This is a genomic window from Corynebacterium sp. HMSC14H10 (assembly GCF_001807105.1).
In the GTDB taxonomy this organism is placed as follows: Bacteria; Actinomycetota; Actinomycetes; order Mycobacteriales; family Mycobacteriaceae; genus Corynebacterium; species Corynebacterium jeikeium_D.
Genome location: NZ_KV787453.1, coordinates 32,922 through 49,360, shown reverse-complemented (window position 1 = coordinate 49,360; position 16,439 = coordinate 32,922). Strand labels below are relative to the sequence as shown.

Sequence of the window (16,439 nt, the reverse complement as noted above, 5' to 3'; positions counted from 1 at the left end):
CCATGATGCAATGACCGCCTGACCCTACCATCCTTAATGACGCGCATATTGGCGAAAACGGGCACGGTATTGTTGTCGGCAATTTGCCTGCACCTATTTTCCCTGAAGCCGGTGCCGCACCGTACCCCGAGGTCATGTTGACGGCTGCCCTCGCTGAGCTTCGGGGGATGGGTATTGAAAAGGTTTTCGTCAACGGTGATGCCACGTCGGAAGCACGTCCGGCGGAGGTACGTCGATTTGCCGAGATTATGAATACTTTTGGTGCTCCGGAGCGGCAGTGGTTTGTCACCCGCGGCAATCATGATCGTCCGCATAAGCCGGATGCCGATTCGTCTGCTGGCTACGACGAATTTCCGGTTTTGGAGGGCACCGAAGATCATCGCGATCCCTTCGGAGTCCTACTGGGGCGTCCGCGACAGGAACTGTGGGTCACTCAGCAGGGGCCGGTCCGCGTCATCGGTCTGGATTCATCGAAGTTGGTTGAGTCCGGCGGCGAAATTAGCCCGGGACAGTTCGATGCACTAGAGCAAGAACTACAGCGCGACCCCAACAAGCCGACGGTTGTGCTGGCTCATCACCCAATTACTTCCGAGGCTGGCTGGACAAATGCTGCCGGCCCCATATTCATTCTCAATAGCGCTGATGCACGACGTTTGCAGCAGCTGCTTAACGACGCTCCGGGTGTATTCTTCGCGGGAGCAGGTCACACCCACCGTGCAAAGCGTACTCGCGGTGATTTTGGTGCCGGCGTTGATTATTTGGAGACCGGCGCGTGCAAGGCATACCCCGGTGGCTACACACTGCTGCATGTCTACTCCGGTGGTTACCAGGTTAATTTCCATCGTTTGAGCAGCGAAGATGCGCTTGCATGGACTGCGCGTGCCCGTTGGGCGATGTACGGCTTCGAGCCTGAGGCGCTGCTTGGTGAGCTCTCTGATCGCAACTACGTTGTTAACCGCGTTATCGCCTGACAAGTTAGAAACCTGAAAGTTTTCTGTTACTTGGCAATGTTTTTTCAATTCCTGTGACAACGGTCACGTGATTCATTTATTGTTATGCCAGTAATAGTTCTGACTCGAAAGGCCATGATCACATGAGCGAGAAGAAGAACCGCGAAGATTCGACTGTCGGCCGCAATAACCCTGGTCGCGACGCTATCGGAGCGGCAATGCGGTTCATCACGTCGATTACTGGTTCGGACTTCGCCCAGAAGTACGACCTTCAGCCAAAAATCGACCGCGTGGTGTACCAGTCCACCAAGTCCGGTTTCAAGACCCTTGGTGCCGCGAATCGTCAGTTTAAGAAGATTTCCGGTTCCGGTAAGCCGGAGCGTCCGGCTGAGGAAGCCCAGGCTGCACAGGAGGCCGCAGCCGAGGAGAAGGCAAAGAAGCTCTTCGACCTCACCCCGACCGAGGATCAGCAGATGATCGTCGAGACGGTGAAGGAGTTCGCTGAGTCTCGTCTACGCGAGGCTGCTTACAAGTCCGACCACGAGGCAACTCCGCCGGAGAACCTCGTCTCTGAGGCTTCTGAGCTGGGCGTCACCATGATCAACGTCCCGGAGGCTTTCGAAGGCATCGCTACAGGTGAGGACGTCACCACCAACGCGCTGGTCGCAGAGGCTCTGTCCTACGGAGACATGGGTCTGGCTCTGGCTGTGCTGGCTCCGGCCGGTGTCGCTGCCACCCTGACCGCTCACGGCTCTGACTCGCAGCAGAAGACCTACCTGCCGGCATTCGCTGGCGAGAACGTCCCGGCTGCCGCTGTTGTTCTCGCAGAGCCGCGCCCGCTTTTCGACGCGCGCAAGCCTGAAACCACCGCGAAGCGCGAGGGCGATTCGCTGGTCCTCAACGGTGTGAAGTCCTTCGTTCCGAACGCCGGCGCAGCTGAGCTGTTCATCATCGGTGTTGAGCTCGAGGGTAAGCCGGCTCTGGTTATCGTTGAGTCCGACACTGAGGGCCTCCACGTTGAGGCTGACCCGTCCATGGGTCTGCGCGGTGCCGCAATGGGCCGTGTCATCCTGAAGGATGTCAAGGTTCCGGCTGAGAACATTCTCGGCGGCGCTAGCACCTCGGCTGCAGATCGTGAAGAGGCATACCTCGACATTCTGCGTCGTTCCCGCCTCGGCTGGGCAGCTCTTGCAATGGGTACTTCTCAGGCAGTTCTCGACTACGTCATTCCTTACGTCAACGAGCGTCAGGCATTCGGCGAGCCGATTTCCCACCGCCAGGCAGTGGCCTTCATGGTCGCCGACATCAAGATTGAGCTCGATGGTCTCCGCATGATCACCCTCCGCGGTGCTTCCCGCGCTGACCAGGGTCGCGGCTTCGCTCGCGAGGCAGCTCTGGCTAAGACCTTCGCCACTGAAAAGGGTATGAAGATTGGTTCCGACGGTGTGCAGCTGCTCGGCGGACACGGCTTCACCAAGGAGCACCCGGTTGAGCGTTGGTACCGTGACCTCCGCGCAATTGGTGTCGCCGAAGGCATCGTCGTTCTGTAAACCGCTAGATACTTCAGCCGAAAAGAATTAAGAGGAAAGAAAATGATTAACCTCGAACTGCCGAAGTTCCTCAAGGCGGGCGCGTCCCAGTCGCATCAGGCCGCCGCTGAGATCTTCCGACCGATTTCCCGTAAGTACGATCTCGCTGAGCACGAGTACCCGAAGGAACTCGACACCCTTGCCTCCATGATGGACGGCATGGCAGATGGTGGCCGTGGCTTCTCCGGTGCTTCTGGTGGACGTGGCGACGATAAGAAGCCGAAGCGCACCGGTGTAAAGAACGGTGGCAACATGGCTTCGCTGCTCAACGTTATTGAGACCTGCTGGGGTGACGTGGGTCTGACCCTGTCCCTGCCGTACCAGGGTCTGGGTAACGCAGCTATCGCAGCTGTTGCTACTGATGAGCAGCTGGAGGCTTTCGGTAAGACCTGGGCTTCCATGGCAATTACCGAGCCGTCCTTCGGTTCTGACTCCTCCGCTGTTTCCACCACTGCCAAGCTCGATGGTGACGAGTACGTCATCAACGGTGAGAAGATCTTCGTTACTGCTGGTGAGCGTTCCGATTCCGTCGTTGTGTGGGCGACCCTGGACAAGTCCAAGGGCCGCGCTGCCATCAAGTCCTTCCTGGTGAAGAAGGGCACCCCGGGCTTCACCGTGGAGCGCCTGGAAGAGAAGCTGGGTATTCGTTCCTCGGATACTGCAGTGCTCCGCCTGGACAACGTCCGCGTCCCGAAGGAGAATCTGCTGGGTTCCCCGGACATTGATGTTAAGAAGTCCTTCGCCGGCGCAATGGCGACCTTCGACAACACTCGTCCGCTGGTTGCCGGTATGGCCATCGGTGTCTCCCGTGCTTCGCTGGAAGAGCTGCGTCGCATTCTGGAAGAGGCCGGCATCGAGATTGACTACGATGCACCGGCACACACCCAGAGCGCTGCTGCAGCTGAGTACCTGAAGCTGGAGTCCGATTGGGAGGCTGCGTACCTCCTGGCTCTGCGCGCTGCGTGGATGGCTGACAACAAGCAGCCGAACACCCTGGAGGCTTCTGAGTGTAAGGCCAAGGCCGGCCGCGCAGGCACTGAGATTTGCTTGCGTGCCGTTCAGCTGGCAGGAACCTTCGGTTACTCCGAGCGTAACCTGCTGGAGAAGTGGTCCCGCGACGTCAAGATCCTGGATATCTTCGAAGGCACCCAGCAGATTCAGCAGCTAGTTGTTGCTCGCCGCACCCTGGGGCTGTCCTCCAAGGAACTGAAGTAATTACAGCTTCAGAGCAATCTACATACTGGTGAGCCGGTAAAAGTTCACTTAGATGCTCAAGCCACATTTCTTAAAACACCGTCCTTCCATGACCTGGTAGGGCGGTGTTTTATTTTGCGCTGTTTTAGTCGTGTGTCTTTTGTTGTTGTGCTCCTATTTTTCCGAGATTAGAGGAAGAGTTCATCTATTTTTCATCTTTAGGTTCTAGGCTTATTGGCCATGAGCATTTCCCGCCGGGCCTACCTCTCTGTTGCAACTCTTGCTGCAAGTTCAATGGCCGTCGCGAAAACCTCGGGAGCGTACGGCCTGGAGTACGTCACGTCGGGGCTGGGGCTTACCCAGTCGGATTCCAAGTCATGGCAGGTACTGGCTAGCGACTTGGAGGTCATTACTGTTACAGATACGTCAGTGGCATTTACATGGGCAACATATGCTCCGGGAGTGCAGACAGCGTATGGCTTTATTAAGCCGACCGTTCCTTCGGATGAGCGGGTGCTGCTTGCTCCAGCGGATTCAACGCAGCTAGAGCTCGTGCACGAGGGGTACTCAGAGTCGGGCTACCACCATGTGGTCATTGATGGGCTGGAGCCGGGACGGGAATACCGCTTTGAGTGCTGGTCCCACAACTGCCGCGCGGTCCCGTCGCTGAATATCACCATGAGCAAGACGGCGCCGGAGAAGACAGGCGTCGTAAGTACTCTGCCAGCGTTGGCGGGTGCACATTTGGCGACGTTCGCGCTGACGAATGACACACACATTGGTAAGCCCAATCATGACGGCATTCGCATTGGCAACCTCGGTCTTTCCTCCGATCCGGGAGAGCAGCCTTTCGCCTCTATGCAGTTGCAGGGTCTGGTGGACACGGTAAAGGCTGCCGGGTTAGACACTCTCGTCGTCAATGGCGATTGCACGGATAGCAACCGTCCTGAGGAGTATGACGAGCTCATCAGGGTTTTGGATACTTTCGGTGAGTTTGGGAAAAACTGGTTTGTCACCCGTGGTAATCATGATGTGCACCCGCCCGGGCTACCCAATATCAATGGTTTCCGGGGACGCGGAATCCGCAAGGGCAAGACCGCTGTTCCGGATTACTTCAGCCAGCGTCTTGTGCCGACGCAGCAGCACTGGTCGACTCGCGTCGGCGAAGTGCGCCTCATCGGTGTTGATACCGCCGAGTTTGGTTATGCAGGTGGGCGTATTAATGAGCGCCAGATGCGTGCATTGCGTGCTGAACTAGCAGAGGAGCCAGAGCGTCCGACAATTTTGTTTGCGCACCACCCGTTTACTCAGGATGCGGTGCGTTCGCATTTCGGTGGTGAGGCATTCATGGTCGAGGCTCAGCAGGCCAAGATTTTCCAGGAGATCCTGGCTGCCACGCCGGGTGCCAAAGGTGTGTTCGCTGGTCATACGCACCGCAGCCGTCGTGGTATCGCTGACTATGGGGATACGGACTTCTGTGAGCGGGGTGCTGCACTTGGCTATCCGGGTGGATACTCGCAGATTCGAGTGCACACTGACGGTTACCAGATCAGCTACCACCGCACCACAACACCGCAGTCGCTGGCCTGGTCAACGAAGACTCGTTGGTCGATGTTCGGGTTGGAGCCAGAGTTTATGCTGGGAAAGATCTCCGATCGGAACTACGTCAATTTCTTCAAGAACAAAGTGCCGCTCTGAGCTAGTGCTAGCTTCTAGCAGGGTACGCTGGGCAACGCATAGTGTTAATGGAAAATACGTAGTGGCAAGTTCCGCTGTGGGCGAAGTCGCAAGCCGCCACGTTATTGGCCGAGTACAAGTGTGGCTCTGAAGTAATAAGGAATTTAGCGATGACCGACCAGTACAACCCGCGTTCGTCCTCCCCGCAGGATTGGGAGCAGGACGGTTATGCAACATCTGCCTGGGAGCAGCCGCAGGGTGGGGCTCAAGGCCAGTACCAGCCTCAGTACCAGTACCAGTCGCAGGGGCCGAACCAGGGAGGTTCACCCCAGCAATATCCGGCTTATCAGCAGGCTCCGGTACCTGAGCAGAAGAGCAACAACGGTCTGTACGTGGTTTTGGGCATCGTCGGTGTCGCACTTGCAGCGGTCGCCGGTATCGGTGGCGCGTACTACCTGAATAATTCCTCCGATCATTCCCCGCAGTCTCCCGATACGGTTGCGGCAGGGGACTCGTCGTCAAGCACTGCGTCCCCGGCGCCGGTGGAGACGTACACGGAAACCTATACCCAGACCGTCGAGCCGGAAACGACGAAGCAGCCGGAGAGCAGCGCTCCTACCACTACGCAGCGGGGAAATTTTGGTCTTCGCGCGTTCGGTATGAATCGCGATGATATCGATGCCAAAGGTTGGGTTGGCAGTACCGCCCGCTGCTCGGGTGGGTATTACGCGCGTGTGTTGGCGGAGACTTCTTCGGGTAAGGCCGTGATTTGTGAGAATTCCAATAACCGCCAGCAGCGCCATTACATTGGTGACTTCGGTGAGATTTCGGATACCCCGGATGCGTACACAGTAGATAGTTTCTCCGGGAACCGTGCTGTCGCGAAAAATGGTGGCTACACGTATACCGTCACTCCGAATGCGGTAACCGTGACCCAGGACGGCGAAGAGATTTTCCGTGAGCCCGTCACGGACTACGGTGTTTTGAACGCCGGCTAATCAGCTCTAGTTCTTCCTAGGACACGCAAAAAGGACGCGGTAACTTCCACAATGGAAGTTTTTACCGCGTCCTTTTCGTGTCTGCCGTTCGCTTTACGACGGTCCCTGCGCCCTAAGCCGCCTTCTCCTCGGCGGCGTTCTCCCACGGCTTCGGCAGGTGGCGAGGAACCACCTTGCCGACTGCGTTGCGTGGCAGTTCATCGAGGAACACGGTCTCGCGCGGAACGGCGAATCGGCTGAGGTGCTGCTTGACATATGTGCGAATCTGCTCATTGGTCAGGGCGCGACCCTCAGGGGAGTCGTCGCGGACAACCCAGGCAACCAGGGCCTGGCCGAAGCGCTCATCCGGAACACCTGCGACTGCGCACTCGCGGATGCCTTCGAGCTGGCTGAGCGCATCTTCGGTCTGACGTGGGAAGACGTTCTCGCCACCGGAGACAATCATGTCGTCCTCGCGACCGGAGATGTAGAGCAGGCCATTTTCCATTCGACCCAGGTCACCGGTACAGACCATGCCGTCAATGACCTGCTTGTCCGCGCCGGGGCGGGTGTAGCCCTCGTACAACATGTTGTTGCCCACGAAGATTCGACCGGTCTCGCCGTCAGCAACGCGGTTGCCGTCTTCGTCGAGAATCTGGACACGAGTGCCCAGCGGTGCGCGACCTGCCGTGGTCGGATTTGCCTTGAGCTCATCCGGGGTAGCAATGGTTGCCCAGCTGACCTCGGTGGAGCCGTACTGGTTGTAGAGAACCGGTCCGAAGCGCTCGAGGGTCTTGGTGACAATTCCCTCCGGAATGGCCGAACCGCAGGATGCGATGACCTTCAGTGATGTCGCACCGATGTCATAGTTGTCGGGGAGAATCTCAATCATGCGCTGCAGCATGGTCGGCACCAGGAAGATGGTGTGCGGAGAGTGCTGTTCGATAATGCGGAGGCTGTCGGCTGGATCGAACTTGCGGCGCATAATCATGGTGGAACGCAGTGCGATGCACAGCTGTGCAGTTGCGAAGCCCCAAGTGTGGAACAGCGGAGCCGCAAGGTAAGCCGGGCGACGCTGACGCAGCGGAATGCGGCTCATGATGGAAGATGCCGGCATCCAGCTGCGCGGCTCCGGACGCTTGGCGCCCTTTGGAGTGCCGGTGGTTCCGGAAGTCAGAATAATAACGCGGCCACGGCGCGGGCGGCTTGGCAGCTCGGCGGTCGGCCACTTTGCCGGCGGTGCCGTCTTCAGCATCTCCTGCATGGAGGTCCAGCCTTCGCGAACGCAGGAGGTGTCACCGTAGTTTTCAAACCACGACACGGCGACCGGGCATTCATCGAAGTCCTCCGGCAGCATGTGAGTGAATTCCTCATCAATGAACAGGAAGTCAATCTTCTGCTCACGAATCACGGCCAGAGTCTGCTCGGCAGAGGCACCGGTGTTGAGCAGTACCAGGTCGGTGCCGAGGCGACCGTGGGCGCACAGAGCCATAATGAAACCGCGGTGATTGCGAGCCAACACACCGATGCGGTCGCGCTGCTGAATATCGCCGTGGCGGAGTGCTCGCGCCAGGGCAGTGGAGCGCTCGTGCAGTTCCTCGTAGGTCAGCGAGCCGCCGTCATCAATAATTGCGGTGTGGTGCGGATCGCGGCCGGCTGCAATGCCGAGGAGACCAGCTGGCAGGAAGTCCCAGCGGTAGATGGAATTTAATGCTTTACCAGCCGCGCCGGGTCCCATCGAGCCGAGGACACCAGCCTGCGTCACCGGTGCGAGTCCGAGGACGAGGTCCGAGGTAGCTCGCGAAGCTTTGCGCACCTTATTGAGGATCGAGGTCTGTGGGTCAGATGTCATAGTCACTCATCTTCCGTGGTTCATGTCCTGTGGTCTTCGGAGAGGCCTAATCAGGCGAAACCGCATCGGTAGGACCGCCGATTTAGTTTCTTTTACAGTAAGAATAAGTGTCCTAGGTCACTCTTGTGTAGGTTTTTGCAAAATTTTTTTATGAGAAACGAATATTTGTGAAGACCTGTATTGTGACCAGTGAAAATGGTCAAACGTGCAGATGCTCTCTTTTCCAAAGGTGGCGTCTGTTAGATAGAAGGCCCTGTATTGAAGTTGTTTTTCTAGAAAAATTCCTTCAAACATGTTCCAATCCAACTACGCCCACGTCTCCGTTGTGGAGGGCAAAGTTAGTCGATATGACTTAGGAGAATCTATGGATTCCGCTCTCAAGGCTCGAGTGTCCCTGGGGATTTTGTCAGCTCGAGTGGTAGTAGCTGGGGCAGTCGCAACCGGCGCTGCTTTCGGTCTTGCAGCATGTGGCGATAGCGATGACGTCGATCCGGCTCCTGTCCAGACCACTACGGTGACTTCGACTGAGAAGCAGGACGATGATCGCGACGACTCTGATGACGTCGATGACATGGAAGACGATCGTGACGACGATAATCGTGACGATGACATGGACGACGATGATCGCGGCGATGGTGATGACGATGACGGCGATTTGGATGGCGATCACGACGACGATAACCGTGTGAACAACTAGGTGTCCTTATTCGCACTGTTGAGTGCGTGAATTGCTAGCGGTCTTCTCAAAGCCTGAACCCCAGCTCATCGGTGAGCTGGGGTTCTTTATCAGGGGCCACTAGCTGTACTGACCGGAGACGTTGGTCAATCGTGAGAAGGGCGGCTGGTTCCCGCAAGCCGTGTGAGGCCAGTGCTGCGTAGGCGTGGAGCAAGAGCGTCCCCTTGGAATAGACGGAGGGGGCCGATAACTCGACCCCCTCACGGTTGTTAGCGAGGATTCCTCTGTGAACCGCTAACTTTAGGACAGACCCTTTGCTTGCTCGATGGCGGTGAAGTGACGTTGGGTGCTGGGCTGTTCCAGCTCATCGAGTACGGCCAGGGCCAGGTCCGCAGGGGTGATCCGCGACGTACCGTCGTGGTTGATCAGAAGCGTGTCACCGCCTCGGCGATAAGCGCCGGTTCCCTGTCCGGGCTCGAAGACTGCCGACGGACTCAGGTAGGTCCAGTTCTGGTTCGGATGTTCTGTACATGCGTTGAACTGGTCGAGGCTGGCCGATGCGACGTCACGCCACTGGGGCGGCACGAAGGTGGGGTCGTCCAGGACGCGCAACTCCCGATCGTGAGGTGAGCGTAAGGGCGCTGCTCCTCCTACGACCAGAACCCGAACCCCCGCGACAGCGGCGTGGTCGAGGACATGGCTGGTCAGCGGAGCCACACTGCTCTCATCGCCGGGGGCCATGCGCACGGCGAGCACGACGGCGTCTGAGTCGTTCAGGACGGGCTGCAGGGGTGCCTCGAGATCTGTCAGATCGAGACGAGCGACGGTAGTATGCGGGTCGTTGGTCTCCGGTGGGTTACGCGATACGGAAGTGACGTGGTGGCCGCGGCGTGTGGCCTCCTGCGCGATCGCGGTACCGGCCATGCCGGTGGCTCCGAGAATCGTGATGTTCATGAATTGTCCTTTCGATAATTGGTGGGGGCGGGGAGCTGGCCACAGACCATGGCAGCCAGGGCGATCGCGAAGCCGAGGTACTGCTCGGCTCCGAGGTGTTCATGCGCGATCAGGGCGCCGAGCAGGGCGGCGACCAACGGCGAGAGGAGTCCCAGGAGGGCTGTGGACGTGACCGGAAGCCGTCGGATGCCGGTAAACCAGAGGCTGTAGGAGACCAGCGCCCCGACCAGGCCGAGCCAGGCGTACCCAAGCCAGCCATGGACAGGAATTACCGGCGGTGGTCCCTCCACCAGCAGCGCCGGAATCGCCAGCAGCAGGCCGGCGGACGTCAGCTGCCAACCGGCCAGTGCGACGGGCGAGACACCTTCCGGGAGCTTCCACTTCTTGGTGAGGACCACGCCGGTGGCCATGGCCACTGCGCCGCCGAGTCCTTCAACCACGCCCACCGGGTTCAGGGCAGCGCTTGGACCGAGAACCACGAGGGCCACGCCCACGACACCCACGACACCCCATCCCAGACGCCATCCGGAGAGTTGCTCGTGGAGGACAGCCACGGCCAGCAGGGCAACGATGATGGGCTGTACCGCATTCAGCGTGGCCGCTACCCCGCCCGGAAGACGCTGCGCCGACAAGAACAGCAGGGGGAAGAACGCGGCCATGTTCAGACCGCCCAACACGAAGCTCTTCCACCTCCACGAACCGCGCGGCAGCTGCCTCGACAGGCACAAGGCGATGATCCCTGCCGGCAGCGTCCTCATGAACGCAGCAAACAATGGATGCCCGGCTGGGAGGAGGTGTGTGGTCACGATGTATGTCGTCCCCCACGTAGCGGGGGCCAGCGCCGTCAAACAGGTCCACAGCAACGAACCGCGGCGCCCATGAGAAGAAGTGTTCATGCATCCAGCATCAGTCGCTCACCAGTAGTGAGTCCAACACATTGTTCTCACCCAAACAATGAGCTGCTATCATGATTGGGTGGAACTCCAACAGCTCAGGTACGTCGTGGCGATCGCCGAGAAACGCAACTTCACGCGAGCAGCAGAACGCTGCTTCGTCGTGCAGTCAGCCCTGAGCCACCAGATCAAGGCCCTCGAAAAGGAACTCGGCACGGCACTGTTCGTGCGCTCATCCCGCCGGGTCGAGCTGACCCCCGCCGGCGAAGCCTTCCTCACGGAAGCACGGATCAGCCTCGCAGCCGCTGACCGCGCCGTGGCGGTCGCCGCCGAGGCCGTGGGCCAGGTCCGCGGAAGCTTGTCGGTAGGTGTGATCCCGACGGTCACAGCCGTCAGCGTGCCCGACATCGTCGCAGCCTTCCACGCCAGCCATCCCCACGTGGATCTCACCGTGCGGGGCGGGGGAAGCAATGAGTTCATGCGCGATCTCAGCAGCGGGAGACTCGACGTAGCATTCCTCGGCGTGGACGCCGACGTCACCCCAGCGTCCGGACTCACCGCGCACGAGATCGCCCGAGGGCGTCTCGTCGCTGTCATGGCGTCACAGCATCGGCTAGCACACAGGGGCACCTTAGCCCTGGCCGACCTGGCCGACGAGACGTTCGTTGACTTCCCGGCCGGGTCACCGGGCAGGCTCCAAGGCGATCGGGCATTCGCTGCCGCAGGCCTTCAACGCCGCGTGGGCTTCGAGGCGATGTCGACCGAGCTCATGCTCGCCCTCGTCGAACGCGGGTTGGGCGTCTGCCTGCTGCCCGTCGACTGTGTGCCAGCCAACCCAGCGCTGCGAGCCATTCCCGTGGTCGATGGCCCTTGCCGGACCGAGTACATCGCGTGGGGATCTTTCAATCCGAGCCCCGCCGCTCGAGCGTTCATCGAACAGGTCAAGGAATCAATCGCCCTGCACATGGTCGACTGATGCCAGATCGCGTCGATCAACGTCTCCGGTCAGTACAACTAGCTATTGCTCTGCAGTGTCCTGTTTCTTGTTGAGCTCAGCGGCATTGCTTACCTTTTCGGCAATATCTGTGGCCTTTTCCTCTGCGTCGGCCCATGGCCCAGAGTCAGAGACCCATACATTGAGCCTAAGAAAATCAGCATGGATGATTGATTTTAAGTAGCCGTCAATATCGCCGTTGGTTAATTCTCCTGTCTCGGCGTCGCTGTTTTCTCCGCTAACTAGGATGACAATCATTCCGTCGGGATCTTCGAATTCGTACGAGCATCCGATGCCTAGGGAGCCCCAGTTATACTGTCCAGCCCCTGTTTCTGCAGGCATATAGTCGCGTGCGTCGCAGACGTTAAGCCAGTCAAGCGCCTTTTTGTAGTTATAAGCGGCTGCGGCAGCTTGGTTGGACTCGAGACTCTCGCGATGAGTTTCCGAGTTCTTACTCTTCAGCTCATCAATCTGTGCTTGCAGCTCGCTTTCCTGCTCTTCTAGCTGTTGTTGTAATGAGTAAATCTCTTCATTCGCGCTTGCGAGCTCGGACTCAGCATTCTTGCCACCCATGGCAAAACCTGCCGCGCCGGCAACAATCACTCCGACTGCGCCGACAACGAGTGGCAATGTCAGCGTTCTATTCTTTCTCGGCTTGGTATCAGAAGTTTTGCTAGACGAGTCCACCGCGGAGGTTGACTGGTCGTTGTTCCATGGATCGATGGGTTCATATGTGCTCATTTTTACCCGACTACCTTTACTTTCTGTGCGATTGTGATTGGTTCGAATCCCGGTTGCTGAGCTGTCACAGCAACGATGTATTCACCGGGTTCTGTAAACGTTGCGTAGGCCTTTTCCCCAAACCGGCGAACGATTTGGCAAGGAGTATGTTGTCCAGTAACACCTGCGCTGGCACTTGCAGTCGGTTTGCCTTCGGCATCGTAGACATCCACCTTGTTTTCACAAGTTTCAGTTCCTCCGGTCTGGCTGAAATTCCACATCAACCTGACGTTTGCTTCGCCATCAACCAGGGGATAGGTCAACAGGCTATTGGACCCCTCGAAGGGAAACGTGATCCGAGCAGTGTCGAAGCCACCCAATTCTTTCTGGTGAGCAGTTGCGTCAATCTTGACGTTTTGGCGCTTGGCGCTGCCAGGTTCCATGCCACCAATTTTGGTCAGCTCCATCGAGCTGTTCAGCGTTATTGCACCGGAGTCATCGCCCGAATCCGAAAGTTCGCTGTTTGGAGAATTCTTATCCTGCGAACTGTTGGCATATTCCTGCTCTGGCTCTTCCGACTCGGTCGAGCTCTCAGTCGAGTTAGGGGGTTCGGATTGTGCATCAGAAGCAGGGGACGTTTCTGTAACTGTCACCACTGCGGGGGACTCCGGGGCAGCGTTGTTAGTGGGCATACCTGAGCAGCCAATCAGGGTCAGGGCAGTCGCGGCGGCTGCCGCAGCCAAAACGTGCTTTGAATGAAACTGGGATGACATGGGCGTTAAAAACCTCCGAGTTAAGCGCCGAATAAGCGTTTTCTTCATCTGCTTGACGACGCTATAGCGGAGGCCTCAGAAGCGGTACGGGAGTTCTCCCGGTGACTTTCACTACCCGTGCAGGTTTAACTAAATCCTGTCGGGTTCAGCGAATTAATCGTTGGACAAAGGATTGAGGGAAAGAACCGTTTAATGAACCTCCAACAGCTGAAAGATGTGGCCAAAAGCTACTTCTCAAAAACCACAGATATTGTGAAGGGTGTTCCAGATCGTACTAAAGGTTGGCGCGGTGATTTGGAGGATCAAGGAATTATTCCAAACCGTGTTGGTGTAGATCAAGAAGGTCGTATCATTCCGCCATTTTTTGTTTGGTGGGCACCCTGGATGTTTCGAGTCGTACTCATTATCGCCGGATTCATAATTGGCGGAATTTTGGAATCCATCAATAGTGGACCATATCCAGATACGGCGATGTTGATTCCATTCGCCATGGGGTTTGCGATGTGGTTCTTGCGAAATCAGACTAGTTGGATTCCCGGCCTCATTATCACGGTGCTGGCAGTCACCGCAGCATCGCTTATGTCTAAAAGCGTCCTTATTTCGCTCGAAGCATTAATCCTTTTCGCTCTCGTAGTCCTAGTGGAATACATCTACGCTCGCGCCGCATTCGACTACAACACTGCCGCGGCGTTTGAAGAGATGAAGCAGGCGCTTTCCACGTACGGCACTGCCTATGAGCTTGAAGAACGAGAGGACACCAACGTCAACGGAGAGACTCTGACAACTGTCTCCGCGCTTGATTCGGGACGCCCTGCTCGGGCAATGATTCGACTGTTGCCGGAGCATGTAGACCCCGGATGGCTTATCGCAGTAGATCCCGCCAGGCGGTTTATGACAGGCCTATCTCCAGAACAGCGTGTTCGCATCAGTGAGATTCAGGAGCAGATGTGAGTCTGAATCCCGCAGTTCGAGACAACCTAGCTGAAAACTTATTTTCACCAGGCGCAGTGCCAACGGGCGCCAAGTTAGCTCAGCTGATTGCTGACATTCCCATGGGCGGAGATGCCTCTTCCTCGGATTTTTGGGAAGCGCGTGTCCGTTTAATTCGAGACCTGTTGTTCTTCGGTAAGCAGTCCCAGCGCGCACTGGACATTATCGATGAGCTGCACACCGAAGATTTTGTCGACGCAGTGCGAAAGAAGTTCGGTGTTTCTTTTCGACTTGTTCTCAAACGAGTACAGCGTCCTCAGTACTTCTTCACTGATGTGCAGATGAAGGCAGTTAAAGAGGGGTTCTTGAAGCCGTATGCAAAGGGCAGCGGAAAAGCGATTACCGAGCACGGGCTTGAAGAGTTCTTCGATCGGATATTGGTTCCAACGTCTAACCGCATGGAGCTCCGTGAATACGTCGACGTTGAAGATAGCCAGGAAATTGAGACTGATCCGACGAACAACGCGGAGAAACGAGTCTGGGCGGCCTTTGATGAGGCCAGTAGTGCAAATACCGACATTCGGTCGATTGCAGACGTCATTGCGAGCGGTTTTCGTGAACAGTCCGAAGGCTTTATTGACGGCAAGCCAATCGATAGCGACATGCTGAAGAGTGCAACTAAATCCATCGGTGCGAACTTTCGTACCGGTTCGCCAGAGGCTGAAACCCGCACCGGTTTTATTCGAAGGTTGCAAGCAGTCGATGATCCAGCGGATTTAGTGACTCGACATACTTTCGGTCTGCTTAACGACGGAACGTCGCTGGACCCAATGAGACTTCGTAAAGAATTGCAAATTGCTGAGGGAGCCTACTGTTCTAGTTCCGATTCAACAATTGAGAATCGCGTTCTTCAAAACGTCAATCCTGACGATGTCCTGAAGGCTGATACCGGAAGGGGAAAATCGGATTTTAAGACGCCCCATGCCGGTGAAGGGGATGCGATTGCCAAGGAGTTATTACGATTTCTTTCTCCATTTGTTGTGCTCGGTTTAATAGTGCAGTTCATGCAGGAGGGTAATGGATTTATTGCTGTACCGGTTCTGGCTATTTTTGTCGGTATCTTGTGGGCGTTGGTAAAGAAGCGAGTGGCAAAACGATGGATTGCTGTTTTTGGAATCGTATATTTCATTGCCATGGGGGTTATAAATGATAATTTCTATGAATTAGGATGGGTTCTATTTTCTATATTTATCATTACATTTGTGTCGATTGCCTATCTATTCGCTAAGGGGAAGGAATATAAAAATGGGGTTCTTTAATAACAAAAAGGATGAAAATAAAAGGTCGGTTAAACATTCAGACGGTCGTGCTGATGAGTATCAGGAACGAGATCCTAAGTATCCGGAGGTTGACTTCGGTGGAGCGCATAATTTCGCCCCGCTGCCGAATTTTGATGAGTCCTTCGGCCCCCGGGGCACGGTCGACAATGGTGATACCACAGGTCAGGAGCCGGTCGAGTATTCCGGAGATCCAAAACTAGACACCGACGAAGCTGCATGGTCCAAGGTTGAGAACGTCGAATTTGACGGTGTTGAATTTGGTGGTGCCGAGTTTGGCCATGATGAAGACACCGCGGAAGGAGTTCCAGCCCAGCAGGATTTTCCTCCCGCGACAGTGGAAGAGCTCCCAGAAACGGATGCTGAAAGTACCGCAGGTGTTGCGGCCGGGAACGTCGTAAAGCAGTTGGATTTGATTCAAACACGGCTGGACACAATGAACGCAGTATTGCGCTCTCAAAGTGAAGAGTTGGAAGCGCTGACTGATCGTCGTTGGTACGCCCAGTTGATGCCGCTGGCGGAAAAGTTGGCGGCCATCCATGACGGGATTTGCGCTGACCTTTCGCGGCTCGAAGAAACTACCGAAACTGATGGCAGTGACCTGTATTCGACCCTGGATTTCCTGCAGGACTCGATCGCAGATGCGCTTCAGTCCATGGGAGTGGCAATTACAGAGGCGAAGGTGGGCGATGCCTTTGATTCTTCAATTCACCGTCGTACCAAATTCGCGGATTCGGATAACCCCGCGCTGCACCGCACGCTGGCGCCATCACGACGAATCTCGCACTACTACACCTTCACCAGTTCTACCAGTCCAATTGTGGTGGCCAAGGCGCCGGTCACGGTGTACCGGCACAGCGGCAACTAGGCCAAAACTCGAGTCTGAACAGAGCACAGCTCGAGTCCGGCCAGCACACAACTAG

Annotated in this window: 15 protein-coding genes; 10 read left to right on the top strand and 5 right to left on the bottom strand. The window is 56.8% G+C overall.

Translation table 11 applies throughout. The annotated features are described in order from the left end of the window. Positions 1-83 precede the first annotated feature (83 nt). From HMPREF3135_RS11030 to HMPREF3135_RS11010, 5 genes are all read left to right on the top strand, one after another. On the top strand, positions 84-971 hold the full coding sequence (locus HMPREF3135_RS11030; protein WP_246818348.1) for a metallophosphoesterase family protein: 888 nt from the start codon (positions 84-86) through the stop codon (positions 969-971). A 122-nt stretch (positions 972-1,093) separates the two neighbouring features. Next, positions 1,094-2,500, top strand: coding sequence for an acyl-CoA dehydrogenase family protein (locus HMPREF3135_RS11025; RefSeq protein WP_048731769.1), 1,407 nt, complete (start codon positions 1,094-1,096; stop codon positions 2,498-2,500). Between the two features lie 42 nt (positions 2,501-2,542). Beyond that, the gene (locus HMPREF3135_RS11020) at positions 2,543-3,754 is read left to right on the top strand and encodes an acyl-CoA dehydrogenase family protein (RefSeq protein ID WP_016421475.1); all 1,212 of its coding nucleotides are present in this window, start codon (positions 2,543-2,545) and stop codon (positions 3,752-3,754) included. A gap of 219 nt (positions 3,755-3,973) precedes the next feature. Beyond that, positions 3,974-5,431: a purple acid phosphatase family protein gene (locus HMPREF3135_RS11015; protein WP_070439717.1), complete on the top strand. Its 1,458-nt coding sequence runs from the start codon at positions 3,974-3,976 to the stop codon at positions 5,429-5,431. Between the two features lie 149 nt (positions 5,432-5,580). Beyond that, positions 5,581-6,408, top strand: coding sequence for a hypothetical protein (locus HMPREF3135_RS11010; RefSeq protein ID WP_070439715.1), 828 nt, complete (start codon positions 5,581-5,583; stop codon positions 6,406-6,408). Positions 6,409-6,520: 112 nt separating this feature from the next. Here HMPREF3135_RS11010 and HMPREF3135_RS11005 read toward each other — a convergent pair whose 3' ends face one another. Further along, positions 6,521-8,239: an AMP-binding protein gene (locus HMPREF3135_RS11005; protein WP_070439713.1), complete on the bottom strand. Its 1,719-nt coding sequence runs from the start codon at positions 8,237-8,239 to the stop codon at positions 6,521-6,523. A gap of 364 nt (positions 8,240-8,603) precedes the next feature. Here HMPREF3135_RS11005 and HMPREF3135_RS11000 point away from each other — a divergent pair, with 364 nt between their 5' ends. Next, entirely contained in the window at positions 8,604-8,936 is a 333-nt protein-coding gene (locus HMPREF3135_RS11000; protein WP_070439711.1) for a hypothetical protein, read from the top strand. Between the two features lie 279 nt (positions 8,937-9,215). On the opposite strand, the gene HMPREF3135_RS10995 is transcribed toward HMPREF3135_RS11000, so the two are convergent. Then, on the bottom strand, positions 9,216-9,869 hold the full coding sequence (locus HMPREF3135_RS10995) for an NAD(P)-dependent oxidoreductase (protein ID WP_070439709.1): 654 nt from the start codon (positions 9,867-9,869) through the stop codon (positions 9,216-9,218). Continuing rightward, complete coding sequence (locus HMPREF3135_RS10990) at positions 9,866-10,765, bottom strand: EamA family transporter (protein WP_070439707.1); 900 nt, start codon at positions 10,763-10,765, stop codon at positions 9,866-9,868. Before HMPREF3135_RS10990 ends, HMPREF3135_RS10995 begins: the two co-directional genes overlap by 4 nt. Positions 10,766-10,823: 58 nt before the next feature. On the opposite strand from HMPREF3135_RS10990, the gene HMPREF3135_RS10985 reads away from it, so the two are divergent. After that, a complete protein-coding gene (locus HMPREF3135_RS10985; protein WP_070439705.1) occupies positions 10,824-11,738 on the top strand; it encodes a LysR family transcriptional regulator in 915 nt (304 codons plus the stop codon). 42 nt (positions 11,739-11,780) lie between these two features. On the opposite strand, the gene HMPREF3135_RS10980 is transcribed toward HMPREF3135_RS10985, so the two are convergent. Both HMPREF3135_RS10980 and HMPREF3135_RS10975 read right to left on the bottom strand, forming a co-directional pair. Continuing rightward, positions 11,781-12,497 (bottom strand): hypothetical protein, encoded by a 717-nt coding sequence (locus HMPREF3135_RS10980; protein WP_070439703.1) that lies wholly within the window; start codon positions 12,495-12,497, stop codon positions 11,781-11,783. A gap of 2 nt (positions 12,498-12,499) precedes the next feature. After that, positions 12,500-13,249: a hypothetical protein gene (locus HMPREF3135_RS10975; protein ID WP_224784054.1), complete on the bottom strand. Its 750-nt coding sequence runs from the start codon at positions 13,247-13,249 to the stop codon at positions 12,500-12,502. Positions 13,250-13,633: 384 nt separating this feature from the next. On the opposite strand from HMPREF3135_RS10975, the gene HMPREF3135_RS10970 reads away from it, so the two are divergent. The 3 genes from HMPREF3135_RS10970 to HMPREF3135_RS10960 are packed head-to-tail and all read left to right on the top strand — an operon-like array spanning position 13,634 to position 16,384. Further along, entirely contained in the window at positions 13,634-14,200 is a 567-nt protein-coding gene (locus HMPREF3135_RS10970) for a hypothetical protein (RefSeq protein ID WP_224433512.1), read from the top strand. Further along, complete coding sequence (locus HMPREF3135_RS10965; RefSeq protein WP_016421467.1) at positions 14,197-15,498, top strand: hypothetical protein; 1,302 nt, start codon at positions 14,197-14,199, stop codon at positions 15,496-15,498. Before HMPREF3135_RS10970 ends, HMPREF3135_RS10965 begins: the two co-directional genes overlap by 4 nt. Continuing rightward, the gene (locus HMPREF3135_RS10960) at positions 15,485-16,384 is read left to right on the top strand and encodes a hypothetical protein (protein ID WP_016421466.1); all 900 of its coding nucleotides are present in this window, start codon (positions 15,485-15,487) and stop codon (positions 16,382-16,384) included. Before HMPREF3135_RS10965 ends, HMPREF3135_RS10960 begins: the two co-directional genes overlap by 14 nt. Positions 16,385-16,439: the final 55 nt, after the last annotated feature.